The sequence below is a fragment of the Hydrogenophaga sp. genome (assembly GCF_018780385.1).
Classification (GTDB): Bacteria; Pseudomonadota; Gammaproteobacteria; order Burkholderiales; family Burkholderiaceae_C; genus Hydrogenophaga.
Map to the genome: position 1 here is coordinate 15,503 of NZ_JADMJO010000003.1, position 24,201 is coordinate 39,703.

A 24,201-nucleotide genomic window follows, 5' to 3' on the forward strand; every position below is an offset into this window, starting at 1 on the left:
GCCTTACTTACTCACACGCCCTCTTCAAACCTGCACTGAAGCCAGTGCCGCGTTGAAGGTCTTGCTGGGCCGCATGATGGCTTCGAGCTTGTCGAAGTCGGGCTTGTAGTAGCCACCAATGTCCACCGGCTTGCCCTGCACGGCCGCCAGTTCGGCCACGATCGCCTTCTCGTTGTCGGCCAGTTGCTTGGCCAGTGGAGCGAACTTGGCTGCCAGCGTCGCGTCGTCGGTTTGAGCAGCCAGTTCCTGAGCCCAGTACAGCGCCAGGTAAAACTGGCTGCCCCGATTGTCGAGCTGGCCGGTCTTGGGTGAGGGGTTCTTGTTGTTGTCCAGCAGCTTGCCGGTGGCCGCGTCCAGCGTCTTCGCCAGCACCTTGGCCTGCGGGTTGCCGGTCTTCAAGCCCAGGTCTTCCATCGACACCGCCAGGGCCAGGAATTCACCCAGGGAATCCCAGCGCAGGTGGTTTTCTTCCACCAGCTGCTGCACATGTTTGGGCGCCGAGCCGCCGGCGCCCGTTTCGTACATGCCACCGCCGGCCATCAGCGGAACGATGGACAGCATCTTCGCGCTGGTGCCGAGTTCCATGATGGGGAACAGGTCGGTTAGGTAGTCGCGCAGGATGTTGCCGGTGGCGCTGATGGTGTCCAGGCCGCGGATCACGCGCTCCAGCGTGTAGCGCATGGCACGCACCTGGCTCATGATCTGGATGTCCAGGCCACTGGTGTTGTGCTCGTGCAGGTACATCTTGACCTTGGTGATGAGCTGCGCTTCGTGCGGGCGGTACTGGTCGAGCCAGAACACCACGGGCATGCCCGAATTGCGCGCCCGGTTCACGGCCAGCTTGACCCAGTCGCGGATCGCCGCGTCCTTGACCTGGCACATGCGCCAGATGTCGCCCTGCTCCACGTCCTGGCTGAGCAGCACTTCGCCGGTGGCCAGGTCGGTGATGTTGGCGACACCGTCTTCGGTGATCTCGAAAGTCTTGTCGTGCGAGCCGTATTCCTCGGCCTGCTGAGCCATCAGGCCCACGTTGGGCACCGTGCCCATGGTTTTGGGGTCGAAGGCGCCGTGCCACTTGCAGAAGTTGATGATCTCCTGGTAGATGCGGGCAAAGGTGGACTCGGGCATCACGGCCTTCACGTCCTTCAGGCGGCCGTCGGCACCCCACATCTTGCCGCTGTTGCGAATCATGGCCGGCATGGAGGCGTCGACGATCACGTCGTTGGGCGAGTGGAAGTTGGTGATGCCCTTGGCCGAGTCGACCATGGCCAGCTCGGGGCGGCCTTCATGGCAGGCGTGCAGGTCGCGCTTGATCTCGTCCTGCTTGGACTGCGGCAGCGTGGTGATCTTGTTGTAGAGATCCACCATGCCGTTGTTGACGTTGACACCCAACTCGTCGAACAGCTTTCCGTGTTTCTCGAAGGCGTCCTTGTAGAAGATCTTCACGCAGTGGCCGAACACGATGGGGTGCGAGACCTTCATCATGGTGGCCTTGACGTGCAACGAGAACATCACGCCGGTCTTGTGCGCATCCTCGATCTCCTTTTCGTAGAAAGCCAGCAGCGCTTTCTTGCTCATGAACATGGAGTCGATGATCTCGCGGTCGAGCAAGGAGACCTTGGACTTGAGCACGATGGTCTTGCCGCTCTTGGTGATCAACTCCATCTTGACGTCGCGCGCCTTGTCCAGCGTGATGGACTTTTCACCGTGGTAGAAGTCACCCGCGTGCATGTGTGAGACGTGCGAACGTGAAGCTTGGCTCCACTCGCCCATGCTGTGCGGGTTCTTGCGCGCGTATTCCTTCACGGCCCTGGGCGCACGGCGGTCCGAGTTGCCCTCGCGAAGGACCGGATTGACGGCGCTGCCGGTGCACTTGGAGTAGCGCGCGCGCAGCGCTTTTTCTTCGTCGGTCTTCGGATTTTCCGGGTAGTCCGGGATCGGGTAGCCCTTGGCTTGCAACTCCTTGATGCAGGCCACCAGCTGCGACACCGACGCGCTGATGTTGGGCAACTTGATGATGTTGGCTTCGGGCTTGAACGTCAGCTTGCCGAGTTCGGCCAGGTGATCCGGCACGCGCTGCGCTTCGCTCAGGCACTCGGGGAAGGCGGCCAGCACACGCGCGGCCACTGAAATGTCACTGGTAGCGACGTTGATGCCCGCTGGTGCCGCGAAGGTGCGGATGATGGGCAGGAACGCACTGGTCGCCAGCAAGGGGGCTTCGTCCGTCAGGGTGTAAATGATGGTGGGTTGCTGGCTGCTCATCGCGTATCTCCAAAATTGTTGGGCTGAGGTCTTCGAATCGTCCGGCACGGGATGTCCGTCGGGCTGGATACGAACCGTATGTGATTTTGCTTTCCGGAGCCTGATTCAAACCCGGATTTTTGAACCGCTATCTCACCATGCAAAAAGAGCAGCGAAATATCTGATTTCTTTTTTTAGATTTCCATCAACAAAAAGGGCCCGAAGGTTGCCCTTCGAGCCCAGTCATCGGGAAGCGGTCCTTCAAGCGAAGTTGGCTTCGGCGAACGACCAGTTCACCAACTTGTCGAGGAAGGTTTCCACGAACTTGGGACGGGCATTGCGGTAGTCGATGTAGTAGGCGTGCTCCCACACATCCACGGTCAGCAGGGCCTTGTCGCCGGTGGTCAGCGGGGTGCCGGCGGCGCCCATGTTGACGATGTCGACGGAGCCGTCGGCCTTCTTCACCAGCCAGGTCCAGCCCGAGCCGAAGTTGCCCACGGCGGACTTCACGAAGGCTTCCTTGAAGGCGGCGTAGCTGCCCCACTTGGCCGTGATGGCCGCGGCCAGAGCGCCGGACGGCTCACCGCCGCCGTTGGGCTTCATGCAGTTCCAGAAGAAGGTGTGGTTCCAGATCTGCGCGGAGTTGTTGTAGATGCCACCGCTGGATTTCTTCACGATGGATTCCAGGTCCATGGCCTCGAACTCGGTGCCCTTTTGCAGGTTGTTGAGGTTGACCACATACGCGTTGTGGTGCTTGCCATGGTGGAACTCCAGTGTTTCACGGCTGTAGTGGGGAGCCAGTGCGTCCAGGGCGTAGGGCAATGCGGGCAGGGTGTGTTCCATGGGGTTCCTCGTGAGTGGTGTTGTTGAAAGACTCGCCGACAGGTTTGGGCAGGCCTGCGATCAGGCGGCCATTGTAGGCACGTGACTGTGCATCGATGGTGTCAGGGTTTCTGGTCAGGCGCTTGCACGCGCACATCAAGCCTGCCATCGGCCAGCGTGGCCCTCAGCTGCTGGCCAGGGTGCGCCTGAGCGGCTCGCGTCACCGCCAGGCCTTGTTCGTCGGTGAGAAATGTATAGCCGCGCTCCAGCACCAGTTGGGGATCGAGCAGGCCCAGCGAGAGCTCGCACCGTTGCAAGCGCTGCTGCTGCTGGTTGAACGAGCGTTGCAAGGCGCTCGGCAGCTGTGCTTCCAGGGCCTGCAACCGGCTGCGCCGCTGTTGTGTGCCCAGCATCCAGCCGCTCTGCAGCCGATGCTGCAAGCGGCTGAGCTGCTGCAGGCTGTCGTGCAGGCGTGCAGACGGACGCCCCATGCGCTGCGCCAGCCGGTCCAGCCGCTGACCGCGTTGGTCAAGGATGCCGAAGGCCGCCGTGCCCAGCCGCTCCTGCAGGTAGTCGAGTTCGCCCAGGCGTTGTTCGCGCGCCGGGGCACAGAGTTCTGCCGCAGCGGTGGGTGTGGGCGCCCGCAGGTCCGCCACGAAATCTGCCAGTGTGAAATCGGTCTCGTGCCCAACGCCGCACACCACCGGCATGGGCGCACGTGCCACCGTGCGCACCAGTTCGGGATCGTTGAAAGACCACAGGTCTTCCAACGATCCGCCACCACGCACCAGCAGCAAGACCTCGCTCTCGCCCATCTCTGTGTGGCGTCGGTAGGCAGTTTGAAGAGCCGCACACAGTTCGGCTGGCGCCTGGGCGCCCTGCACCGACGCCGGATAGATCACCACGGGCAGATGCGGCACCCGCCGCTGGAGAGCGGTCACCACGTCGCGCAAGGCAGCCGCCCCCAACGACGTGACCACACCGATGCTGTGCGGCTGGGGCGGCAAGGGCCTCTTGCGCGCCGCCTCGAACAAGCCCTCGGCCTCCAGTTGGGCCTTGAGCCGAAGGAACTGCTCGAACAGCGCGCCCTGCCCGGCCGGCTGCAAGGTGTCCACGATCAGTTGCAGTTCCCCGCGCGCGCCGTACACGTCGAGCTTGCCGCGGGCCTGCACGAGTTGTCCATCGCGCGGCGCAAACGTGAGCTGCTCGGCCGAGCGCCGAAAAAGCGCGCAACGCACCTGCCCGGTTTCGTCCTTCAAGGAAAAATAACAATGGCCGCTGGCTGCGCGCGAGAAGCCAGAAATCTCTCCGCGCACCGCCACCGGATTGAAACGCGCGGCCAGCGTGTCCGCCACTGCTCGCATGAGCGGGCCAACCGCCCACACGCGCCCCGCCGATGGGGCGTCCGTTCCGGAAAACGGTTCAACCACGGGCGTCTCCCAGGAAAAGGTGTCCACAGGCCGCATGAACACTGGCCTTCAGGTGCAAGAAGCCTGCTTGGGCAGGGTGGGGCGAATAGCGCATTGATTCAGAAGCGTTTTGCACTGCCTGTTTGCTGATCGATCTGTCAAAACTGAAGCCCCGCGCGGGCTCGCGCCACTTGCGCGCCGGGTTCTTCACAAAGTTATCCACAGAATCTGTGCACGAAGCCACCACGTGGCGTGGTGCATAGGGTACGGGGTTGGGGGCCGTTTCGCGGGGTGGGTGCCACCCCTGAGACATAATCGCCGCACTGTCTTGCGCCGCGCGACCCAGCGGCACCCGCCTGGAGCCCAGACTTGCTTTCCATCATACAAGCCGCCGGATGGCCCATCTGGCCATTGATCCTCTGTTCCGTCATCGGATTGGCTCTCGTCATCGAACGATTCGTCAGTCTCAAAACAGCCAAGATCTTCCCCCCCAAACTGCTGGACGAGGCCATCATGGTGTCGCGCAACGGCGTGCCAGGCCCGGACGTGGTGACCCAGCTCGAACAGAACTCCGTGCTCGGCACCGTCCTCGCCAGCGGTTTTCGCACCTTCAACAGCAACCCGCGCGCCAGCGAGGACGACTTGCGCGCCAGCCTGGAGGGCGCCGGTCGCCAGGCCGCAGCGCAACTTCAACGCTACCTCGGCGCGCTGGCCACCATCGCATCGGCGGCACCTCTGCTGGGCCTGCTGGGCACCGTCATCGGCATGATCGAGATCTTTGGCTCCCAAGGGGCGCAAGGGGCCGGTGTGGTGCCAGGCGTGGGTGACCCTGCCCAATTGGCCCAGGGCATCTCCATTGCTCTCTACAACACGGCCTTCGGCCTGATCGTGGCGATCCCCGCGCTCATCTTCTGGCGCTATTTCCGCGCCCGGGTCGACGACTACTTGCTCAGTCTGGAGCTGGCGGCTGAGCGTTTTGCGCGCCACCTGCTGAGCCTGCGCAAACATTGAAGCCATGAACTTCCGTCCCGGCTCGCGCGATGAACCCGAGATCAACCTGATCCCGTTCATCGACATCCTGCTGGTGGTGCTCATATTCCTGATGCTCACCACCACTTACAGCAAATTCACGGAGCTCAAGGTGAACCTGCCGGTGGCCGATGCGCAGGCACCCAAGACCAACATCCAGGAAGTCGTCGTGGCGGTCGGCAGCGACGGGCGCTACTCGATCAACAAGCAGGTGCTTGAAGGTGCCAGCGTCGAATTGCTCACAAGCGCTTTGAGCCAGGCATCACAAGGCAACGCCGAGACGGTGATCATCATCAGCGCCGATGCCACGGCCACCCACCAGTCGGTCATCAACGTGATGGACGCAGCGCGTCGCGCAGGCCTGGTCCAGATCACGTTTGCCACCCAGCAGACGGGCGCCGCTGCAGCCCGTGGCAAACCCTGACGGGCTGAACCCCCATCGCGCGCCGATGAGTCGGTCCCGCTGGCAGGCGCTGTGGTTGGTGCACTCCCGCAAGCGAGGTTGGCTGGCCTGTCTCCTGTGGCCGGTCTCACTGGTTTACGCCGGCCTGATGGCGCTGCGGCGTGCCCTGTATGCACTCGGCATCTTCAAGACGCACCGCATCCAGGTGCCGGTGATCGTGATCGGCAATGTGGTGGTGGGCGGCGCGGGCAAGACTCCCACGGTGATCGCGGTGGTGAACCACCTGCGCGAGCAGGGCTGGCGGCCTGGCGTGGTCTCGCGCGGCCACGGCCGGCACAGTCAGGAGGTTGTAGAGGTCACGCCCGACACCCCACCCGAGGACGGCGGCGACGAGCCCGCCCTGATTCGTCTGCGCACGGGTGTCCCCGTGTTTGTGGCTGCCAGCCGTGTCGCTGCAGCGAACACTTTGGTGGACGCGCACCCGGAGGTGAACATCCTGGTTTGCGACGACGGCCTGCAGCACTGGGCTTTGCACCGCGATCTGCAGATCGTCGTGTTCGACGACCGTGGCACAGGCAACGGCTGGTTGCTGCCAGCTGGCCTGCTGCGCGAAGCGTGGCCCCGCAGTTCCAGCGGCAGCCTGCCGACGGATCTGGTTTTGCACCAGCACCGTGAAGATGCGACTGCGCCCGCACGGGTCAGCGCGCCCGGCGCATCGTTGTTCAGCGCAACACGGCGGCTTGCCACTCATGCCGTGGGTCCAAGCGGAGAACGCATGCCACTGCACGAGTTGTGCAACCACCGCCTGACCGCCGTGGCCGGCATCGCCAGACCCTCGGTGTTTTTTGACATGCTGCATGCAGCGGGCCTGCGACCCGAGCTGGAAGTGGCTTTGCCCGACCATGCCGATGCGGCCGACTATGCCGCGTTGACCCACGACCCCGCGCGCACCCTGCTTTGCACCGAAAAAGATGCCGTCAAGCTGTTTCCCTTGCTGACCCATATGCCACCCGCCACGCGCGTCCAGGCCTGGGCCGTGCCTCTGGAAATGACGCCAGACCCGGCCTTCTTCAACACGCTCGAACACCACCTCCTGGCGCTCGGACGCAAGCCCTGAACGGGCTCGCGCGACTATCATCGCGAGATGGACACCAAACTGCTCGAACTGCTGGTCTGCCCCGTCACCAAAGGGCCCCTGATCTTCAACCGCGAGAGTCAGGAACTGCTCTCTCGCAGCGCGCGTCTGGCCTACCCGGTGCGCGACGGCATCCCGATCTTGCTGGAACATGAGGCCCGTCCGTTGACCGACGACGAAGCCGCGCGACCCAACGCACCCACGCCTCAGCCATGAGCGCTGCGCCGGAGCCTAACGGCTTTGTGGTTTTGATCCCCGCACGACTGGCCTCCTCCCGCCTGCCCAACAAACCCCTGGCCGACATCGCGGGTCTGCCCATGGTCGTTCGGGTGGCCCGGCAAGCGCAACTCAGCGCTGCTCGCGTGTGTGTGGTGGCGGCTGACGACGTGCGCATCGTTGAAGCTTGCAAGGCACACGGCGTCAACGCCATCCTCACCCGCAACGACCATCCCAGTGGGAGCGACCGGCTGGCCGAGGCATGCACCATGCTGGGCTTGTCAGATGACGAGGTGGTGGTGAATGTGCAAGGGGACGAACCCCTGATCGACCCCGATCTCATCAATGCCGTGGCTGCCCAGTTGCAAGCCCGAACCGATTGCGTCATGAGCACGGCAGCGCACGCTATTGATCAACTGGCCGATTTCCTGAATCCCAACGTCGTCAAGGTCGTGCTGGACCGCCGGCAGACGGCGCTTTACTTCAGCCGTGCGCCCATGCCATGGTGGCGCGACGGCATGGCTGCCGATGGCTCTCCGGCGCTGCCCTCACCCGCGCCCTTGCGACATGTGGGCATCTACGCGTATCGCGTGGGATTTTTGAAGCGATTCCCCGGGCTGGAACCCGCGCCGCTGGAAACCATGGAATCGCTGGAGCAACTGCGGGTGCTGTGGCACGGCGAGCGCATTGCGGTGCACCTGAGCGCAGTCGCTCCCGGTGCGGGCGTCGATACGCCGCAGGACCTCGACAGGGTGCGGCGCATGCTGTCTCTGGACTGACTCCCCGCACCAGGAACCAGCCCGTTGGGGGCTCTGCGGTGTAAGCCGGACGCGAGGATGTGCATGCTATCCTCGATTGGTCGCCCCGGCCCCCACGCCCTGGGCCGCCGCTCGAGACAAGCGGCCAAGCCATTGAAACACCAAAGAAGGAAAGTGATGAGACTGATTTTGTTGGGAGCTCCGGGAGCCGGCAAAGGAACGCAGGCGACGTTCATTTGCCAGAAGTACGGCATCCCTCAGATTTCCACCGGCGACATGCTCCGTGCCGCTGTCAAGGCCGGGACGCCACTGGGATTGCAAGCGAAGGCAGTCATGGAATCCGGCGGTCTGGTCAGTGACGACCTGATCATCAACCTGGTGAAGGAGCGCATTGCACAACCCGACTGCGCGGGTGGCTTCCTGTTCGACGGCTTCCCCCGCACGATCCCCCAGGCCGACGCCATGAAAACCGCGGGTGTCAAGCTCGACTACGTGCTGGAGATCGACGTGCCTTTCGACGCGATCATCGAGCGCATGAGCGGGCGCCGCTCGCACCCTGCCTCGGGTCGCACCTACCACGTGAAGTTCAACCCGCCCAAGGTCGAAGGCAAGGATGACGTGACCGGCGAGCCACTCATTCAGCGCGAAGACGACAAGGAAGAAACCGTGAAGAAGCGGCTGGAGGTCTACAGTGCCCAGACCCGTCCGCTGGTCGATTACTACAGCAGCTGGGCGCGCAACGACGCTGCCGCGGCGCCTCAGTACCGCGCCATCAGCGGCATGGGCTCGGTCGATGACATCACGGCGCGCGCTTTCGAGGCCCTATCGAAGTAACCGACCTCTCTCACAAAAAACCCGGCCTCGAGCCGGGTTTTTTGTGAGCGCAGCGCTTCAAGCCGGGCTGGAACGCAAGCCGTACACCTTGCCGCCTAGAAACACGTATTCGGCCCGCACGATGGCAGCACCCACCTCGTCCTTGAACGTGAAGCCCACCAACGAGAGCGCATCTCCGTTCTTGATCTCGGGCATCTGCCACTGCCCCAGGCGAAACAGTGGCGCCAACTCCACCTCCCAACGCCGATCGCGCCGCGTCGGAACCACCGACTTGGCCAGCAACGCGGGCCCGTCGACACCGGCGGTTTGCGCTGGCAGCGCACGCTGGGCCAGATCGGCGGGCAGGCGCAACGTTTCAGGCAGCTCGAGCACCAGTTCAGCGTGCGGGTTGCGCCATTTCACATCGTCGGCCTTGCCCTCAAGGTAGATCGGGCGGCTCTGATCGAAACTGCTCCAGCCATGGTGCGCAAGGGCACCCGTGGCGCCACCGCCCCAGCCCAGCAGCGCCGCCAGTTGTACAAAATCACGTCGTTGCATGGTGTTCTCCTTCAGACATAGGCGATCCAGCGCCCACAGGTGATGACCAGAATCCAGATCACCGAGGACAAGAGCATGCTCACACGGGCAGTGGTGTCCTGGAGCTGCAGCGAACGGCGCGCATGAAACCAGGCCGCATTGCAACCAGCCAGCATGATCAGCACCATTTTGATTGTGAACACGCGATTGGCCAGCAGTTCCCCGGGTTGAGTTCCAAACATCAACAATCCAGTCACCGCGGCCAGGCCGAAGCCCAAGCCGACCAGCCCCAGACTCAACCGCGCCAGAGGCTCGATCGGTAAAGCAGACGCCCATCCAAAAACACGCAATTCGAGCATCACCAGATTGCCGAGGATCAGGGCCACGCCCATCAGGTGGACCACCTCCAGCATGGGGTAGGCCCAGGGGTGTGCACCCAGAGCCACCAGCATGTCAGGCGTCCAGGAGTTGCAACGCCAGCCCCAAGCGTGCCTTCACGGGCGAGAGGCCGGCCGAGTCAGGTAGCGGTTGCCCGGCATGCGGCACCACACGGCCCTGCGCGCATCGGCTGGCCACGACCACATGGATCCCACTGGCCTGTGCTTGTTTCAGCGCCACCAGCAAGTCGTCGTGCACCGTTCCGTTGCCCGTGCCCGCCACCACGATGCCGCGCAACCGGCTTGCGTTTACGGGGGTGTGGCGGAGCAAGGCCCGCACCATCTCGCCATCGGCGCCGGCGTGGCTGAACATCAGTTCCACGCGCGGAAGTGCGGCAGCGCCCAGCAAACGGTGCAGGCCTGCGGCGTCGTGCGTGCCCTGACTCGCGGCTGGCGGCCAAGGTCTGAAAAGACGCAACTGAGCCTCTTCCACACAGCCCAGAGCACCTGCATCACCGGAATCGAACGGGTCCGTCCTGTAAGGATGCACCTTGGCCACGTCCAGGGCGCCGTGAATGCGCCCCGCGCACACGACGACCACGCCGCAGGCCTGCGGATGCAAGGCCACCGCCACCGCGTCGCTCAGATTCTGGGGCCCGTCAGGCACCAATGCTGTGGCTGGCCGCATCGCGCACGTGAGCACCACCGGCTTGGACGGACGCAGCAAAGTCTGCAGCAAGAAGGCCGTCTCCTCGATCGTGTCGGTGCCGTGTGTGATCACGATGCCGGCCACCTCGGGCCGATCCAGATGCTCGGCCACCCGCGTGGCCAAGGCTTGCCACACGCCCAGCACCATGTCCTTGCTGTTGATCTGTGCCACCTGCTCCACGTCCAGCGGACAGGCAGCCAAGGCTGGAACCATCGCCACCAGATCGCTCACCGCCACCTGCCCCGCCACATAGCCCACGTTGTCGCTCGACTGGGTTGCACGTCCGGCAATCGTTCCGCCGGTACCCAGAACCACAAGGCGACGCGCCTGGTTTTCATTAAGCACTTGCCAAGTCCTTTGAACTGGTTAAAAATACAGCCACTGGATAAGAAAACAGTAACCCACCTGTCGGATACCCCGCCCGGTGAGGCATCCACCCCGATGAGGTTCACATGCTCGACATGCCCGCCACCACGCCCAAGCTCACCGCCCGGCAACAGCAGATTCTGGAACTCATCCAGACCGCCATTGCACGCACCGGTTCCCCGCCCACGCGGGCCGAGATCGCCAGCGAGCTCGGTTTCAAATCGGCCAACGCGGCCGAAGAGCACTTGCAGGCACTGGCGCGCAAAGGGGTGATCGAATTGGTCAGTGGCACATCGCGCGGCATCCGCCTGCGCAGCGAAGACCTGCGCTCCATCAACGATTCGCGCGGGCGCCAGCTTACACTCCCGCTCCCCAGCCTGTCCCAGTTGATGCTGCCCCTGATCGGGCGCGTGGCTGCGGGCTCTCCCATCCTGGCGCAAGAGCATGTGGATCAGACCTACCACGTGGAGCGCAGCCTGTTCCAGCGCGAGCCCGACTACCTGCTCAAAGTCCGTGGCATGTCCATGCGCGACGTGGGCATCATCGATGGCGATCTGTTAGCGGTGAAATCCGCCAAGGAGGCCAAGAACGGCCAAATCGTGGTCGCCCGCCTGGGTGACGACGTCACCGTGAAGCGCTTCATGCGGCGGCAAAACGTCATCGAACTTCATGCCGAGAATCCGGACTACAAGACCATCGTGGTCGAGCCCGGTGACCCGTTCGAAATCGAAGGCCTCGCGGTGGGCCTCATCCGCAACAGTTTCCAACTCTGACCCCTCGGGTCACGTTGCCTCAGCAGGTGGCGGGCGTTTGGTCCGACGAGCACACGGCTCGTCTTGGACACATCCCTGCGTTGGCGACTTCCTTGCAATCCTGCCTGTGTTCAACCCCTCATCTGGAGTTTCGCATGGGAAAAATCTTCAATACCAACACGTGGCGAGCCCCCCTGCAGTTGATCGACTGCTGGTTGCCCCTGCCGTCCCAACGCCATGCCCGTCCGGCCACTTCAGCTGTTGCGGCCAGGGCCATGCAACGCTTTGCCCGTGCCGGCTGGCTGAACCGGGAAGCGGCCAACAACGCCCCACCTCATACACATCCGGCTCCTGTGGCTGAGCCGCTCGCTTCATCAACCTGCCGGGTCCGCGTGCTGCGTCAAGCCGAGACCCGTCCCGTGAAGCGACCGGACATGCGTCTCGTCATATCCGGCCCGATCAACGATGTTTGCGCCGAACTGGATCGCCTTGCTGCGCTGGAGCAGGCGTCCATGGCACGCGCAGCCTGAGGCGACAAAGCCGCCTCCCTGGAAGGCGCGGGCACAATAGGCCCATGAACATTGTGATTCTTGACGACTACCAGGACGCGGTTCGAAAGCTGAAATGCGCTGAAAAGCTGGAGTCTTACCCTGCCAAGGTATTCACCAACACCGTCAAGGGCGTCGGCCAGTTGTCGGTCCGCCTGCGTGACGCCGACGTGCTGGTGCTGATCCGTGAACGAACCCAGATCTCTCGCCAGCTCATCGAGAAGCTGCCACGCCTCAAGCTCATCGCCCAGACCGGGCGGGTGGGTGGACACCTTGATGTGGCCGCCTGCACCGAGCGCGGCATCGCAGTGGCCGAAGGTGTGGGCTCCCCCGTGTCGACGGCCGAGCTCGCCTGGGCCTTGATCATGACGTCGATGCGGCGGATTCCTCAGTACGTGTCCAACCTGAAGCATGGCGCCTGGCAGCAAGCGGGGCTCAAGTCTTCCGCCATGCCGACCAACTTCGGCGTGGGCATGGTGCTGCGTGGCAAGACGCTCGGGGTCTGGAGCTATGGGCGCATCGGCCAGTTGGTTGCGGGCTACGGCCACGCTTTCGGTATGCGCGTGATCATCTGGGGCAGCGAAGCTTCACGCGCCCGAGCGGTGGCCGACGGCTTTGAAGCGGCGGAGAGCCGGGAGGCCTTTTTCGCCTCGAGCGATGTGTTGACGTTGCACCTGCGGCTGAGCGAGACCAGCGCTGGCTGCGTCACGCTGGAAGACCTGGGTCGCATGAAGCCCACGGCTTTGCTGGTCAACACCTCACGCGCCGAATTGATCGAGCCCGAGGCATTGCTCGCCTCGCTCAACCGCGGTCGCCCGGGATTGGCGGCGGTCGACGTGTTCGAGTCCGAGCCGATCCTGCAGGGACACGCTCTGCTGCGACTGGAGAACTGCATCTGCACGCCCCACATCGGCTATGTGGAGCAAGACAGCTACGAGCAGTATTTTTCCTCGGCGTTTGACAACGTCGTGAACTTCATCAAGGGCACGCCCACCAACATCGTGAATCCCGGCGCTTTGCAGGTTCGCCGCTGACCGGTCCAGCCCACTCAGGAAAAACGCCGCATCTGCGGCGTTCTTTTGAAGGGTTGCTGGTGAAACTCAGGTCTTCTTGCCGGACGTTCGGGCGCCTTCGGACTCATTCGGCAAGTCAAAATCAAGAACCTCGAAGTCGATGAGATTGCCCTCCGCCTCCCGGATCTCAAAGTCTGCAGGCTGGGTGGGTCTGGTCGATGCGTCCACCGCTGAGTTCACCTCGGGCAACAAGGCTTCAAAGCCGTCCATCTCTGCAAAGTCGTCCAGATTGATGTCCAGACCCAGACGGGACGAGGCCGGGGGCATGCTCTCCAGACCCATGGGCTGGGTGTGTCGCTCCGAGGCATCGTGCAGCGACGCACTCACCATGGACACCGACTTGTCAGCCGCCTTTAGCGGCTGCATGGCGGTGTGCGGGAAATCTCCACTGGCGCGGGAGGCTCGGTTGTCACGCTCGATGAGGTCTTTGGCGATCGCATGCAGCATCAGCAGTTCGCGATAGGCCTCCAGATCAAACACCTCGGACGCACTGTCGGTGGAGTCACGGAAGAGCGATTGTTCAATCAAGTCCAGCACCCGGGGTTCCGGCCACAGCGCCTGGATCCGGCTGAACGCGGTTTCGTACGCCTCAAGCCCTCGGCCCCGTTGCGAATAACTGTCAAACGGTGGCGCACCCGCGTTGAACACGTGGTTGAACTCTTCGCGCAGACTTTCGTAGTCGCTGCGGCGCCCCAGCCGGTGGTAGATATGGAACAGGTCCATATAGGTGAGTGCGCTGGGCTCGTGGCTTTCCGTCAGGTGATCCTTGAGGACCTGGATGGCTTGCTCGTCTTCGCCCAGCGACACGAAGAAATCGGCCTGCTGCTGCACGTCGAACAACTCCTCGGTGGCCACCGACCGGGACACGCCCAAGGCGCTGGTGGAAAACTCCCGCCGATCTCGTGCGGACAACGGCGCCGCGATCTGCTCGTTCACCCGCGCACCCTTGGCGCTCAAAGCCGTTTCATTGGGGCTCGTCAGCCCATCAAACGAAGAATCCTGGTCAAGATCGATGTCCAGATCCGCGCCGCTGCCCAGCGGAGTGAATCCGGAAGTCACCTTGGACATGCCGGCATCCGGTTGCAGTGGCACCAACACCGTCTTCTCTTCGTCCTCAGGTGCCCACCAGGCGCGGGAGGCTTCCGAACCCTGAACCATGGCCTCTTGGCGGCGGCGCAGCACCAACAACACGGCCAGCATGGTCAGCAGCAGCAATCCGCCCAGAAGATAGACCAACCAGTTCTGGTAGCGCTGCGCTTGCGATCGTTCCAGTCGTGAATTCAAATCGCCCAGTGCGACCTGGGCTTGCGTCTGCTCCGCACGAAGCCGCGCCACCTCGGATTCCAGCGCGGCCAGCTTCTGTCCCTCGCGCAGGATGTCTTCGGGCGAGGCGTTGATGTTTTTCCAGAGCTGGGCTGCCGCAGCCCGTGTTTCTTCAGACGTACTGGGTTCGCTCAGCAGCAGGGGTGAGAGCTTGAGGGTGGGGTCGCGTTCAATACCGGTGCTGAGGTCGATGGGATCCAGCTGCAACCGGGGCGCTGCGGCCACGGGTGGCTTGACAGGCGAGCGGCGCACCACCGAAGGCGCTCGCGCGGGCGGCGCGTCTGCGCGCGAAGATGCTGCGGGCCTGGGTTGGGATGGGCTTGCAACGCGCGCGGCGGTGGATGCCGGAGCCGACGACGGGGGCACGCCAGCGGCATTGGGCGTAGCCGTCGCTCGCGGCAAGGTCGAGGGCGCCGCGGCTGTGCCTGTGGAGGGCTGCACCGCAGCCGTGACCGGCTCGTTGACCAGATCGGCCAGCAACACGAAACGGCGTGTGAACTGGGTGCCGCACCCGGCTCGCACATAAAGGGTGACGAAAGGCTCATTGACCGGCAGATTGGACTGAACCCGCACCGATGCTTCTGCATCGGGCGTGGTTCTTTGCGGCGATGTCCGCACCAAGCTGGGCGACACCTGGGTGTCGCCGTAGAAGACGTCGGTCTCGATGCAAAGGTTGGCCAGGTCCTCGCCAGGTGCCAGCAGCACCTGCACGCGCACATCGAGCGCGCGCCCGATCATGGCGGCGCCACTGTGACGACCGAGGGTCACGGCGGAACTGCTCAAGGCAGTTGATAGCAAAATACAACCTGTCCAGTACTTGCGCACGCCAGAGTTCCTTCTTTCGTTCGTTGGGCGATTCTGTCATAGCTCCAGAAGCACTCATTCCAAATACAACACGCTTATGCAACCCATTTTTCAGAACACCGGCCTCGTCGGAACCGGCGCCATGGGCCGCGGCATCGCACAGATGGCAGCCCAGGCGGGCAGCCAGGTCTGGCTGTTCGATGTCCAGCCTGGCGCGGCCCAGGCGGCGCGTGACGCATTGCACGCCACCTGGCAGACGCTGGTGACCAAGAACAAGATGTCCGCCGAGCAGATGCAGGCCTGTGTGGACCGCCTGCATCTGGCCAATGCCTTGAGCGACCTCGCTCCCTGCGATCTGCTCGTCGAGGCGATCGTTGAGCGGCTCGACGTCAAGCAACGCCTTTTCGCCGAGCTCGAAGGCATCATCGGGCCCGAGGCGGTCTTGGCCACCAACACATCGTCCTTGTCCATCACCGCCATTGCCGCGCCACTCAAGCGCCCCGCGCAGCTGGCGGGCTTCCACTTCTTCAACCCGGTGCCACTGATGCGCGTGGTGGAGGTGATCGCCGGTTTGAAGACCAGTGCAAAGGTTTGCCAGCAGCTCACCGACTTCACCCGCCAGTTCGGCCACACGCCCGTGACCGCGCAGGACACGCCCGGCTTCATCGTGAACCACGCCGGACGTGGCTACGGCACCGAGGCACTGCGGGTGGCGGGTGAGCGCGTGGCCGACTTCGCCACGATCGACCGCATCCTGAAGGATCAGATGGGTTTTCGCCTCGGCCCGTTCGAGCTGATGGACCTGACCGCGCTGGACGTGTCGCACCCGGTGATGGAGTCGATCTACCACCAGTACTTCGAGGAACCGCGTTATCGCCCCAGTGTGATCACCGCACAGCGCCTGGCCGGCGGCGTGGTGGGCAAGAAGGTGGGTGAAGGCTTCTACACGTACGACAAGGGCGTGGCACAAATACCGGCCGAGCCCGTTGTGCCTGTGGTGGCAGAGATGCCGCCGGTGTGGGTGTCGCCCAAGGCGGCGCGACGCGCGGAGCTCTACCTGTTGCTGAAAAATCTGGGCGCTCAGATCGAGACGGCGGCTGCGCCCTCCTCTCTCGCCCTGATCCTGGTGGCCCCCCTGGGCCTGGACGTGACCACCCTGGCCGCCGTGGAGCGGCTCGACGCCACACGCACCGTCGGCATCGACATGATGCTCGACGACGCTGCGGTGAAACGCCGCGTGCTCGCCACCAACCCCGCCACCCGCTCTGACATGGCCCAGGCCGCTCACGCGCTCTTCGCGCGTGACGGCAAGGCGGTCAGCGTGATCCGCGACAGTGGCGGCTTTGTCACGCAGCGCGTGGTAGCCACCATCGTCAACATCGCCGCCGACATGTGCCAGCAGGGCATCTGCTCGCCGGCCGATCTGGACGTGGCCGTCACGCTGGGCCTGGGTTACCCCACGGGTCCACTGGCCATGGGCGACCGCATCGGTCCGACGAACATGCTGGAGATTCTGTTCAACCTTCAAACGGTCTACGGCGACCCGCGTTATCGCCCCTCGCCCTGGCTGCGCCGCCGCGGCGCCCTGGGCTTGAGCCTGACGCACGAAGAAGCCTGACCGACACCCCACCGGACGCACGCACATGACCGCAAGCATCAAGAGCCACAGCCATGGTCAGACCATGGTGTTGACCATCAGCAACCCGGAGCACCGCAACGCGCTGGGCCCCGACATGTACGCCGCCGGTGTGGAGGCGCTCAACGTGGCCGAAAGCAGCCCTGAGGTGCGCAGCGTGGTGATCACCGGCGAAGGCAACCACTTCTGTGCGGGTGGCAACCTGCAGCGCTTGCTGGCCAACCGCCAGCAGCCGCCCGAGGTGCAAGCGCAGAGCATCGAAGGCCTGCACAACTGGATCGAAACCATCCGTGCGTTTTCCAAGCCCGTCGTTGCGGCCGTGGAAGGCTCGTGTGCCGGCGCGGGTTTCTCACTCGCCCTGGCCTGCGACATGGTGGTGGCTGCGCACAGCAGCGTGTTCGTGATGGCCTACAGCAACGTGGGGCTGTCACCCGACGGCGGCGCCACCTGGAGCCTCATGCGAGCCCTGCCCCGCGCGACCGCACTGCAACTGCTGATGTGCGGGGACCGCATCGGCGCCGAGCGGCTACAGCAGTTGGGCGTGATCAATACCGTGAGCGCCACTGGCGAAGCGCTGGTCGATGCGCTCGCGCTGTGCGAGCGTCTCAACGCCCGCGCCCCCAATGCCCTGGCCAGCATCAAGGAGCTGGCCAACGATGCCCCCACCGTGTTGCTCCACGCACAGCTGAGCGCCGAACGCGACCACTTCGTGCGCAACCTGCACCACGCGAACGCGGGAGAAGGCATCGACGCCTTCGTCAACAAGCGCCCGGCCAACTACCGTTGAACCGACGCGCAAGCAAGGCGGCGCGGGCCGTCTGCGCGCATACCCTGAGCCCGTTGCCACGTCCCAGTGGCGACAATCATTGACTTTCCAGTCACTCAAAAGACAGCCCATGGACGAACCGATTCTGACAATGGAAGAACGCGAGGCGATCAACAGTGGTCGCTGGTTCTCCAACCTTTCTCCCTCCCTGCGGCACGACATACTCCGATGCGCCTACGTCAAGCGATTCAAGGACAGCGATCTGATCGTCGCCCGAGGCGATCCGCCTTCCGAATGGACGGCGGTGGCCAAGGGTGCGGTGCGCGTGAGTTCCACGTCGCTCTCGGGCAAGCAGATCACGCTGACCTATGTGGAGCCGGGCGTGTGGTTTGGCGACGTGGCGATGTTCGACGGCGACCAGCGCACGCACGATGCCTATGCCCACGGACCCACCACGCTGCTGTGCGTGGCCCGCACCGATTTTCAGAAGATTCTCAGCTCGCACATCGAACTGTACGAGGCTTTGATGCGCCTGCAGGCGCGGCGCATCCGCACCTTGTTCGGTCTGGTGGAAGACCTCAACACCCTGCCCTTGCGCGCACGCCTGGCCAAACAACTGCTGCACCTGGTGCGCAGCTACGGCGTGCCCTGCCTGGCCGACGGCAACGAGATGCGCATCGGCCTGCAGCTGGCGCAGGAAGAGCTGGCTCAGTTGCTCGGCGCTTCGCGTCAGCGGGTGAACCAGGAACTCAAGTCGATGGAGCGCGACAACGCGATCCGCATCGAGCAGGGGGGACTGGTGGTGCGCAACCGGGACATGCTGATGCGAATCGCAGAAGCCGAAACCTGAGGCACCGCGCGATGGCCTTCTTCCCCACCTCCTCCCAAGGCCATCAGACATGAGCGACACCCAGAACTTCACCGGCACACGCCCCGTGGCCGGCCAACACGCTTTCGACGAAGCCGCCCTGGCCACCTGGCTTCAAAGCCGGCTGCCCGGTTTTGAAGGTCCACTGACGGTGGAGATGTTCAAAGGCGGCCAGTCCAACCCCACCTACAAACTCATCACGCCCCAACGCGCCTACGTGATGCGCGCCAAGCCGGGCCCGGTGGCCAAGCTGCTGCCCTCGGCACATGCCATCGAGCGCGAGTTTCGTGTGATGAGTGCGCTGCATGACACCGGCGTTCCGGTGGCGCAGATGCACGTGCTGTGCGAAGACGAGTCGGTGATCGGCCGCGCGTTCTACATCATGGAATGCGTCAACGGGCGCGTGCTGTGGGACCAGTCCCTGCCCGGCATGACGAACGAACAACGCGGCGCAATCTACAACGAGATGAACCGTGTCATCGCCGCGTTGCACACCGTCAAGCCACTGGCCATCGGCCTGGACGGCTACGGCAAGCCCGGCAACTACTTCGAACGTCAGATCGGCCGCTGGAGCAAACAGTACGTTGCATCCGTCACGCAGCCCATCCCCGAGATGGACCGGCTCATGGAATGGCTGCCGAACAACATCCCGGCCATGGCGCGTGACGAGTCGATGCTGTCGGTGGTGCACGGCGACTTCCGGCTCGACAACCTGATGTTCCACAGCGAAGAGCCGCGTGTGCTCGCCGTGCTCGACTGGGAGCTCTCAACCCTGGGCCATCCGCTGGCCGACTTCAGCTACCACTGCATGTCCTGGCACATACCGCCCGGCATGTTCCGAGGCATCGGCGGGCTCGACGTGAAGGCCCTGGGCATTCCCACGGAAGACGAGTACATCGCGCTCTACTGCGAGCGCACCGGCATCGCAGCGCCGGCGCAACTCAAGGCCGACTGGAACTTCTACCTCGCCTACAACATGTTCCGCCTGGCGGCCATCCTGCAAGGCATCGCCAAGCGGGTCGAGGCCGGCACGGCATCGAGCGACCAGGCGGTGAAGTCCGCCACTGGCGCTCGCCCCATGGCCGAGATGGCCTGGCGATTCGCCAGCGGCACCTGAACAGTTTCAAACACCCGATCACTCACAAGGAGACACGATGAATTTCGACTACACCGACAAGGTCAAGGACATGCGCGAGCGCCTGCTGGCGTTCATGGACGAGCACATCTACCCGAACGAGGCGCGCTTTTTCGCCGAGATCGCGGCCAACCGCGCCAAGGGCAACGCCTGGATCCCGACCACCATCATCGAAGAGCTCAAGCCCAAGGCGCAGGCCGCCGGCCTGTGGAACCTCTTCCTGCCGCGCAGCCCCCGCGCGCCACAGGGCCTGTCCAACCTCGAGTACGCACCCATGTGTGAAATCATGGGGCGCGTGCCGTTTGCCGCCGAGGTCTTCAACTGCTCGGCGCCCGACACCGGCAACATGGAAACCTTCGAGCGCTACGCCAGCGAAGAACTCAAGGACGAGTGGCTCGAGCCGCTGCTGCGTGGCGAGATCCGCTCGGCCTTCCTGATGACCGAGCCCGACGTGGCTTCGTCGGACGCGACCAACATCGAGTGCAGCATCGAGCGCGATGGCGACGAGTATGTGATCAACGGCCGCAAGTGGTGGTCGTCGGGCGCGGGGGATCCACGTTGCGCGGTCTACATCGTGATGGGCAAAACCAACCCCGACGCGCCGCGCCATTCGCAACAGTCCATGATCATCGTGCCCGCCAACAGCAAAGGCGTCACCATCGTGCGACCACTCTCGGTGTTCGGCTACGACGACGCGCCCCACGGCCACATGGAGGTGGTGCTCAAAAACGTGCGCGTGCCGATCGGGAATCTCTTGCTGGGCGAAGGCCGTGGTTTCGAAATCGCGCAAGGCCGCCTGGGCCCCGGCCGCATCCACCACTGCATGCGCTCCATCGGCTCGGCCGAACGCGCGATCGAACTCATGTGCAAGCGCTTGAACAGCCGCGTTGCGTTTGGCAAGCCGGTGTCGAGCCAGTCGGTGTGGCACGAGCGCATTGCCGATGCGCGCTGCCGCATCGAGATGGCGCGCCTGCTCACGCTGAAGGCCGCCTACATGATGGACACCGTGGGCAACAAGGTCGCCAAGGCCGAGATCGCGATGATCAAGGTGGTGGCGCCCAACATGGCTTGCGACATCATCGACATGGCGATCCAGGCACACGGCGGTGGCGGCGTGAGCGACGATTTTCCGCTGGCCTATGCCTACGCCAGCCAGCGCACCCTGCGCCTGGCCGACGGTCCGGACGAAGTGCACCGCATGTCGATCGCCAAGCTGGAGCTGGCCAAGCACATGCTCATCAAAACCGAAGTGGAGATGCCGATCACGCGCGGCTCTTGAGGCCGCCTGCCCGCGAATGATTCAGCGGGCAGCCATCTCCATGGCGCGTTGACTCGCGCGGTCAAACAGAGCCAAGGCGTGCAACGCGGTGGCCGTGTCGCCACTGCGGTCGATCTGCATGCGCAAATAGGTCTTGCCACGTTGCAGCATGAGCATCACCGGCGTCTCTTCGGAGACCCACTCGGGCCAGTCCATCAACTGCTGTTCGGTCTCGCTGTCGATCCAGCGCCTGGCGATGTCAGGCGTGTCGGTGAGCACCGCGTAACGGCCCCAGAAGCGCCGGTCCGGTCCTGCCCAACCCGCATCGCGGTAGGTGGCCAGCCACCTCACCTCTTCGGGCACCACGCCCGCCATGGTCTGCAGGTCGTCTGTGTACTGCGAATAGAGCGCCCGCGACTGCTCCTCCAGCAGTTCCTTCAACCGACGGTTCATCACCACGACATTGCCTTCCTGCTTCAGACCAAGGTCGGCGCGCGCCATCAACTCCATGCCCTGAATGAACGGGCGAGAGGCTTGCAGGCACTGGATGCGCACCGGGCGGTCCTGCCAACGACCGGCAAGCGCATACGCCCCACCCGTCATCGGGTTGAAACTCAGCGCGTGGTCCTGCGCCCATTTGGCCAGTGGCGCCGAGCGGGCTCGCAGCCAGGTCGTGGGCGTCAAGGCATTCTTCAAGCGTGCATACATGGTTTTCGGTTTTACCTTAGAGTGCGGCAGCTTGCGCACGGCAAGCACGCACACAAAGGCCGATTTGATGATCAATGTCCACTCCTGGCCCACGCCCAACGGCCACAAGGTCCACGTCATGCTCGAAGAGTGTGGTTTGCGCTTGGGTCGTGACTGGCAAGTCCACGCCGTCAACATCGGCCAGGGCGACCAGTTCCAACCTGAATTCCTGAAGATCAGCCCGAACAACAAGATCCCGGCGCTGGTCGATTCCGATGGCCCGGATGGCAAGCCCATCAGCCTGTTCGAATCGGGCGCGATCCTGCTGTACCTGGCAGCCAAGACGGACAAGTTCCTGCCGAAGTCGGACCGGGCGAAGTTCAAGGTGCTGGAGTGGCTGATGTTCCAGATGGGGGGCGTGGGTCCGATGCTCGGCCAGGCGCACCACTTCCGCATCTATGCGCCCGAGAAGATCGAGTACGCCGTCAACCGCTATACCAACGAGGCCAAGCGCCTCTATGGCGTGATGAACAAGGAACTCGAGAACCAGACGTTCATTGCGGGCAACCAGTACACCATCGCCGACATCGCGATCTTCCCTTGGTTGCGCAGCTGGCAGAACCAGGGCATCGACTGGGCGGACTACCCGCATCTCAAGGAATGGTTCGACAAGATTGCTGCACGCCCCGCAGTGCAACGCGGGGTGGCGGTGCTCGCCGATGCCCGCAAACCACTCACCGATGACAAGGCGCGTGACATCCTGTTTGGCAAGACTCAGTATGAAAAGAGATGAAAGAAGAGCCTGCGCTCCAGAACCGACCATTTCAGCAGGTACAATTCGCAGCTTAGTCGGAGCGTAGCGCAGCCTGGTAGCGCATCTGCTTTGGGAGCAGAGGGTCGCGAGTTCGAATCCCGCCGCTCCGACCATTCATCGAAAAAGAAAAAGGCCCACTCTGTGGGCCTTTCTTCTATGTGCTGCCGGTTATCTGTCTGCCCGTAGCTCAACCGGATAGAGCAGCTGCCTTCTAAGCAGCAGGTCGGGGGTTCGAGTCCCTCCGGGCAGGCCACATCAACTTCTCACACCGTCTCGAATCGACTTGTAACCCGCGTGTTTCCTGGCACTGCGGGTTTTTTGTTGTCTCACACCCTCTCTGTCGATACCATGACATACCGTAACAAAAGCGGTATCTGTCGCGGTATCTGGTCTTTGCCAGTCGCTGGATACCGTCACAAGGGGTAGCCATGGCTCTGACCGACACTTTCGTGAGACAGGTGAAGCACTCCGGCCGACCTGCCGGGGACAAGCACACTGACGGTGCCGGCATGTACCTCCTCGTGAAGGCTGCCGGCCGGTACTGGCGTCAGGACTACGCCTTCTCTGGCAAGCGGAAAACGCTTGCGCTGGGCGTGTACCCAGACGTCTCGCTCGCCAAGGCCCGCCAGCGGCGCGACAAGGCGCGGGAGCTGCTGGCTGACGGCGTCGACCCCGGTGTTGCGAAGCGGGCGGGAAAGTTGGCCACGTCGGTGGCTGCCGCCAACACCTTTCAGGCGGCAGCTCGAGAGTTTCATGCCAACCAGGCCGGAGGCTGGAGCCCGAGGTACGCCGCGCGCTGGATCGAGCGCATGGAAAAAGACCTGTTCCCCTACGTCGGCCGCTTGACGTTGACCGAGATCTCGGCGCCGATCCTGCTTGACGCCCTGCGGAAGGTGGAAAAGCGAGGGGCCAATGAAACCGCCCACACGTTACGCCAGACTGCTGGCCAAGTGTTTCGCTACGGTATCCAGACTGGCCGGTGCGAGCGAAACCCGGTTGCCGATTTGCATGGAGCCCTCAAACCGATCGTGGTGAAGCACATGTCTGCGGTGTTGGAGCCCCAGCAGGCAGGCGAGTTGCTGCGCGCCATCGACGGGTATACCGGCCAGCCCGCCACTCGGGCCGCGCTGACCCTGTCCGCCCTGCTCTTCCAGCGGCCCGGCAACATCAGGCAGATGGAATGGGCATGGATCGATTTCGACAAAGCCATGTTGACGATCCCCTCCGCGGAGATGAAGCGCCGGCTCGCTCAGAAGCTCAACGGCCGGCCGCACTTGGTGCCTCTTTCACCGCAGGCCCTGGCAACCCTGAAAGAGCTCCAGCCGCTGACAGGCCATGGGCGCTTCGTCTTTCCGAGCCTGCGCACCGGCGAGCGGCCCATGAGCGAGAACACCGTGAACGCCGCACTGCGCCGCCTGGGCTTCACGGGCGACGAAATGACCGCCCACGGTTTTCGCGCCATGGCTCGAACACTGTTGATCGAGCGCATTGCAGGAATCTCGCCCGAAGTGATCGAAGCGCAACTGGCGCACGGCAAATCGGGACCGCTGGGCATGGCCTATGACCGCGCGGAGTTCATGGAACAGCGTCGACAGATGATGGACGTGTGGGCCGACTACCTGGACAGGCTGCGTGTGGGCGCGAAGATCATCCCGTTAAGGGCAGCGTGATGGGCGAGCGTCGTGTACGGGAGGCTGACGCGCGCTCCGTTGCCCTTGAGCT

24 protein-coding genes and 2 tRNA genes are annotated in these 24,201 nt (G+C 63.6%); 18 read left to right on the top strand and 8 right to left on the bottom strand.

Annotated elements, in window-relative coordinates:
- Positions 1–24: 24 nt before the first annotated feature.
- The 3 genes from IV113_RS00590 to xseA form a co-directional block, all read right to left on the bottom strand.
- The gene (locus tag IV113_RS00590; RefSeq protein WP_291079781.1) at positions 25–2,262 is read right to left on the bottom strand and encodes an NADP-dependent isocitrate dehydrogenase; all 2,238 of its coding nucleotides are present in this window, start codon (positions 2,260–2,262) and stop codon (positions 25–27) included.
- Positions 2,263–2,502: 240 nt separating this feature from the next.
- Positions 2,503–3,084, bottom strand: a complete 582-nt coding sequence (locus IV113_RS00595; RefSeq protein WP_159605859.1) for a Fe-Mn family superoxide dismutase — start codon at positions 3,082–3,084, stop codon at positions 2,503–2,505.
- Between the two features lie 101 nt (positions 3,085–3,185).
- Positions 3,186–4,427 (bottom strand): exodeoxyribonuclease VII large subunit, encoded by a 1,242-nt coding sequence (xseA, locus tag IV113_RS00600; RefSeq protein ID WP_291081130.1) that lies wholly within the window; start codon positions 4,425–4,427, stop codon positions 3,186–3,188.
- Between the two features lie 414 nt (positions 4,428–4,841).
- Between xseA and IV113_RS00605 the strand changes: the two genes are divergently transcribed.
- The 6 genes from IV113_RS00605 (at position 4,842) to adk (ending at position 8,847) form a co-directional block, all read left to right on the top strand.
- Positions 4,842–5,483: a MotA/TolQ/ExbB proton channel family protein gene (locus IV113_RS00605; RefSeq protein ID WP_291079785.1), complete on the top strand. Its 642-nt coding sequence runs from the start codon at positions 4,842–4,844 to the stop codon at positions 5,481–5,483.
- 4 nt (positions 5,484–5,487) lie between these two features.
- Entirely contained in the window at positions 5,488–5,925 is a 438-nt protein-coding gene (locus IV113_RS00610; RefSeq protein WP_291079787.1) for a biopolymer transporter ExbD, read from the top strand.
- 25 nt (positions 5,926–5,950) lie between these two features.
- Entirely contained in the window at positions 5,951–7,021 is a 1,071-nt protein-coding gene (gene lpxK, locus IV113_RS00615; protein WP_291079789.1) for a tetraacyldisaccharide 4'-kinase, read from the top strand.
- 27 nt (positions 7,022–7,048) lie between these two features.
- Complete coding sequence (locus IV113_RS00620; RefSeq protein WP_291079791.1) at positions 7,049–7,255, top strand: Trm112 family protein; 207 nt, start codon at positions 7,049–7,051, stop codon at positions 7,253–7,255.
- A complete protein-coding gene (kdsB, locus tag IV113_RS00625) occupies positions 7,252–8,034 on the top strand; it encodes a 3-deoxy-manno-octulosonate cytidylyltransferase (protein ID WP_291079793.1) in 783 nt (260 codons plus the stop codon). The genes IV113_RS00620 and kdsB overlap by 4 nt, the downstream gene beginning before the upstream one ends.
- A gap of 156 nt (positions 8,035–8,190) precedes the next feature.
- The gene (gene adk / locus IV113_RS00630) at positions 8,191–8,847 is read left to right on the top strand and encodes an adenylate kinase (RefSeq protein ID WP_291079795.1); all 657 of its coding nucleotides are present in this window, start codon (positions 8,191–8,193) and stop codon (positions 8,845–8,847) included.
- A 57-nt stretch (positions 8,848–8,904) separates the two neighbouring features.
- On the opposite strand, the gene IV113_RS00635 is transcribed toward adk, so the two are convergent.
- From IV113_RS00635 to IV113_RS00645, 3 genes are read right to left on the bottom strand one after another with little or no spacing between them, the layout of a single operon-like run.
- The gene (locus IV113_RS00635) at positions 8,905–9,384 is read right to left on the bottom strand and encodes a DUF6152 family protein (protein ID WP_291079798.1); all 480 of its coding nucleotides are present in this window, start codon (positions 9,382–9,384) and stop codon (positions 8,905–8,907) included.
- 11 nt (positions 9,385–9,395) lie between these two features.
- Positions 9,396–9,815 (bottom strand): hypothetical protein, encoded by a 420-nt coding sequence (locus tag IV113_RS00640; protein ID WP_291079800.1) that lies wholly within the window; start codon positions 9,813–9,815, stop codon positions 9,396–9,398.
- A gap of 1 nt (position 9,816) precedes the next feature.
- Positions 9,817–10,794 carry an asparaginase gene (locus tag IV113_RS00645; RefSeq protein WP_291079802.1) on the bottom strand — a complete coding sequence of 326 codons (978 nt, stop codon included), beginning with the start codon at positions 10,792–10,794 and terminating at the stop codon, positions 9,817–9,819.
- A 107-nt stretch (positions 10,795–10,901) separates the two neighbouring features.
- On the opposite strand from IV113_RS00645, the gene lexA reads away from it, so the two are divergent.
- From lexA to IV113_RS00660, 3 genes are all read left to right on the top strand, one after another.
- Positions 10,902–11,588 carry a transcriptional repressor LexA gene (gene lexA, locus IV113_RS00650; RefSeq protein ID WP_291079804.1) on the top strand — a complete coding sequence of 229 codons (687 nt, stop codon included), beginning with the start codon at positions 10,902–10,904 and terminating at the stop codon, positions 11,586–11,588.
- A gap of 134 nt (positions 11,589–11,722) precedes the next feature.
- Positions 11,723–12,097 (top strand): hypothetical protein, encoded by a 375-nt coding sequence (locus IV113_RS00655; RefSeq protein ID WP_291079806.1) that lies wholly within the window; start codon positions 11,723–11,725, stop codon positions 12,095–12,097.
- A 44-nt stretch (positions 12,098–12,141) separates the two neighbouring features.
- A complete protein-coding gene (locus IV113_RS00660; RefSeq protein WP_291079808.1) occupies positions 12,142–13,149 on the top strand; it encodes a D-2-hydroxyacid dehydrogenase family protein in 1,008 nt (335 codons plus the stop codon).
- Positions 13,150–13,215: 66 nt separating this feature from the next.
- Here IV113_RS00660 and IV113_RS00665 read toward each other — a convergent pair whose 3' ends face one another.
- Positions 13,216–15,279 (bottom strand): hypothetical protein, encoded by a 2,064-nt coding sequence (locus tag IV113_RS00665; RefSeq protein WP_291079809.1) that lies wholly within the window; start codon positions 15,277–15,279, stop codon positions 13,216–13,218.
- Positions 15,280–15,412: 133 nt separating this feature from the next.
- On the opposite strand from IV113_RS00665, the gene IV113_RS00670 reads away from it, so the two are divergent.
- From IV113_RS00670 to IV113_RS00690, 5 genes are all read left to right on the top strand, one after another.
- Complete coding sequence (locus tag IV113_RS00670) at positions 15,413–16,933, top strand: 3-hydroxyacyl-CoA dehydrogenase (protein WP_291079811.1); 1,521 nt, start codon at positions 15,413–15,415, stop codon at positions 16,931–16,933.
- A gap of 25 nt (positions 16,934–16,958) precedes the next feature.
- Positions 16,959–17,738 carry an oxepin-CoA hydrolase, alternative type gene (locus IV113_RS00675; protein WP_291079813.1) on the top strand — a complete coding sequence of 260 codons (780 nt, stop codon included), beginning with the start codon at positions 16,959–16,961 and terminating at the stop codon, positions 17,736–17,738.
- Between the two features lie 109 nt (positions 17,739–17,847).
- The gene (locus IV113_RS00680; RefSeq protein WP_056277544.1) at positions 17,848–18,567 is read left to right on the top strand and encodes a Crp/Fnr family transcriptional regulator; all 720 of its coding nucleotides are present in this window, start codon (positions 17,848–17,850) and stop codon (positions 18,565–18,567) included.
- 49 nt (positions 18,568–18,616) lie between these two features.
- Positions 18,617–19,702 carry a phosphotransferase gene (locus IV113_RS00685; protein WP_291079817.1) on the top strand — a complete coding sequence of 362 codons (1,086 nt, stop codon included), beginning with the start codon at positions 18,617–18,619 and terminating at the stop codon, positions 19,700–19,702.
- Positions 19,703–19,739: 37 nt separating this feature from the next.
- Positions 19,740–20,999, top strand: a complete 1,260-nt coding sequence (locus IV113_RS00690; protein WP_291079819.1) for an acyl-CoA dehydrogenase family protein — start codon at positions 19,740–19,742, stop codon at positions 20,997–20,999.
- 21 nt (positions 21,000–21,020) lie between these two features.
- Here IV113_RS00690 and IV113_RS00695 read toward each other — a convergent pair whose 3' ends face one another.
- Positions 21,021–21,662, bottom strand: coding sequence for a hypothetical protein (locus tag IV113_RS00695; protein ID WP_291079821.1), 642 nt, complete (start codon positions 21,660–21,662; stop codon positions 21,021–21,023).
- A 91-nt stretch (positions 21,663–21,753) separates the two neighbouring features.
- On the opposite strand from IV113_RS00695, the gene IV113_RS00700 reads away from it, so the two are divergent.
- The 4 genes from IV113_RS00700 (at position 21,754) to IV113_RS00715 (ending at position 24,149) form a co-directional block, all read left to right on the top strand.
- Positions 21,754–22,458: a glutathione binding-like protein gene (locus IV113_RS00700; protein ID WP_291081132.1), complete on the top strand. Its 705-nt coding sequence runs from the start codon at positions 21,754–21,756 to the stop codon at positions 22,456–22,458.
- Between the two features lie 57 nt (positions 22,459–22,515).
- A tRNA-Pro gene (locus IV113_RS00705) sits at positions 22,516–22,592 on the top strand.
- Between the two features lie 63 nt (positions 22,593–22,655).
- Positions 22,656–22,732: transfer RNA gene (locus IV113_RS00710), tRNA-Arg, on the top strand.
- A gap of 175 nt (positions 22,733–22,907) precedes the next feature.
- Complete coding sequence (locus IV113_RS00715) at positions 22,908–24,149, top strand: integrase arm-type DNA-binding domain-containing protein (protein WP_291079823.1); 1,242 nt, start codon at positions 22,908–22,910, stop codon at positions 24,147–24,149.
- The last annotated feature ends 52 nt before the right edge of the window (positions 24,150–24,201 follow it).

Excerpts from the sequence above, each read along its gene's own strand:
- IV113_RS00690 (WP_291079819.1), top strand. The coding sequence starts at position 19,740 with ATGAATTTCGACTACACCGACAAGGTCAAGGACATGCGCGAGCGCCTG.
- IV113_RS00655 (WP_291079806.1), top strand. The coding sequence starts at position 11,723 with ATGGGAAAAATCTTCAATACCAACACGTGGCGAGCCCCCCTGCAGTTG.
- IV113_RS00715 (WP_291079823.1), top strand. The coding sequence starts at position 22,908 with ATGGCTCTGACCGACACTTTCGTGAGACAGGTGAAGCACTCCGGCCGA.
- IV113_RS00640 (WP_291079800.1), bottom strand. The coding sequence starts at position 9,815 with ATGCTGGTGGCTCTGGGTGCACACCCCTGGGCCTACCCCATGCTGGAG.
- IV113_RS00675 (WP_291079813.1), top strand. The coding sequence starts at position 16,959 with ATGACCGCAAGCATCAAGAGCCACAGCCATGGTCAGACCATGGTGTTG.
- IV113_RS00610 (WP_291079787.1), top strand. The coding sequence starts at position 5,488 with ATGAACTTCCGTCCCGGCTCGCGCGATGAACCCGAGATCAACCTGATC.
- IV113_RS00670 (WP_291079811.1), top strand. The coding sequence starts at position 15,413 with ATGCAACCCATTTTTCAGAACACCGGCCTCGTCGGAACCGGCGCCATG.
- IV113_RS00635 (WP_291079798.1), bottom strand. The coding sequence starts at position 9,384 with ATGCAACGACGTGATTTTGTACAACTGGCGGCGCTGCTGGGCTGGGGC.
- IV113_RS00660 (WP_291079808.1), top strand. The coding sequence starts at position 12,142 with ATGAACATTGTGATTCTTGACGACTACCAGGACGCGGTTCGAAAGCTG.
- lpxK (WP_291079789.1), top strand. The coding sequence starts at position 5,951 with ATGAGTCGGTCCCGCTGGCAGGCGCTGTGGTTGGTGCACTCCCGCAAG.
- IV113_RS00685 (WP_291079817.1), top strand. The coding sequence starts at position 18,617 with ATGAGCGACACCCAGAACTTCACCGGCACACGCCCCGTGGCCGGCCAA.
- IV113_RS00590 (WP_291079781.1), bottom strand. The coding sequence starts at position 2,262 with ATGAGCAGCCAGCAACCCACCATCATTTACACCCTGACGGACGAAGCC.
- xseA (WP_291081130.1), bottom strand. The coding sequence starts at position 4,427 with ATGCGAGCAGTGGCGGACACGCTGGCCGCGCGTTTCAATCCGGTGGCG.
- kdsB (WP_291079793.1), top strand. The coding sequence starts at position 7,252 with ATGAGCGCTGCGCCGGAGCCTAACGGCTTTGTGGTTTTGATCCCCGCA.
- IV113_RS00595 (WP_159605859.1), bottom strand. The coding sequence starts at position 3,084 with ATGGAACACACCCTGCCCGCATTGCCCTACGCCCTGGACGCACTGGCT.
- IV113_RS00620 (WP_291079791.1), top strand. The coding sequence starts at position 7,049 with ATGGACACCAAACTGCTCGAACTGCTGGTCTGCCCCGTCACCAAAGGG.
- IV113_RS00680 (WP_056277544.1), top strand. The coding sequence starts at position 17,848 with ATGGACGAACCGATTCTGACAATGGAAGAACGCGAGGCGATCAACAGT.
- lexA (WP_291079804.1), top strand. The coding sequence starts at position 10,902 with ATGCTCGACATGCCCGCCACCACGCCCAAGCTCACCGCCCGGCAACAG.
- IV113_RS00700 (WP_291081132.1), top strand. The coding sequence starts at position 21,754 with ATGATCAATGTCCACTCCTGGCCCACGCCCAACGGCCACAAGGTCCAC.
- adk (WP_291079795.1), top strand. The coding sequence starts at position 8,191 with ATGAGACTGATTTTGTTGGGAGCTCCGGGAGCCGGCAAAGGAACGCAG.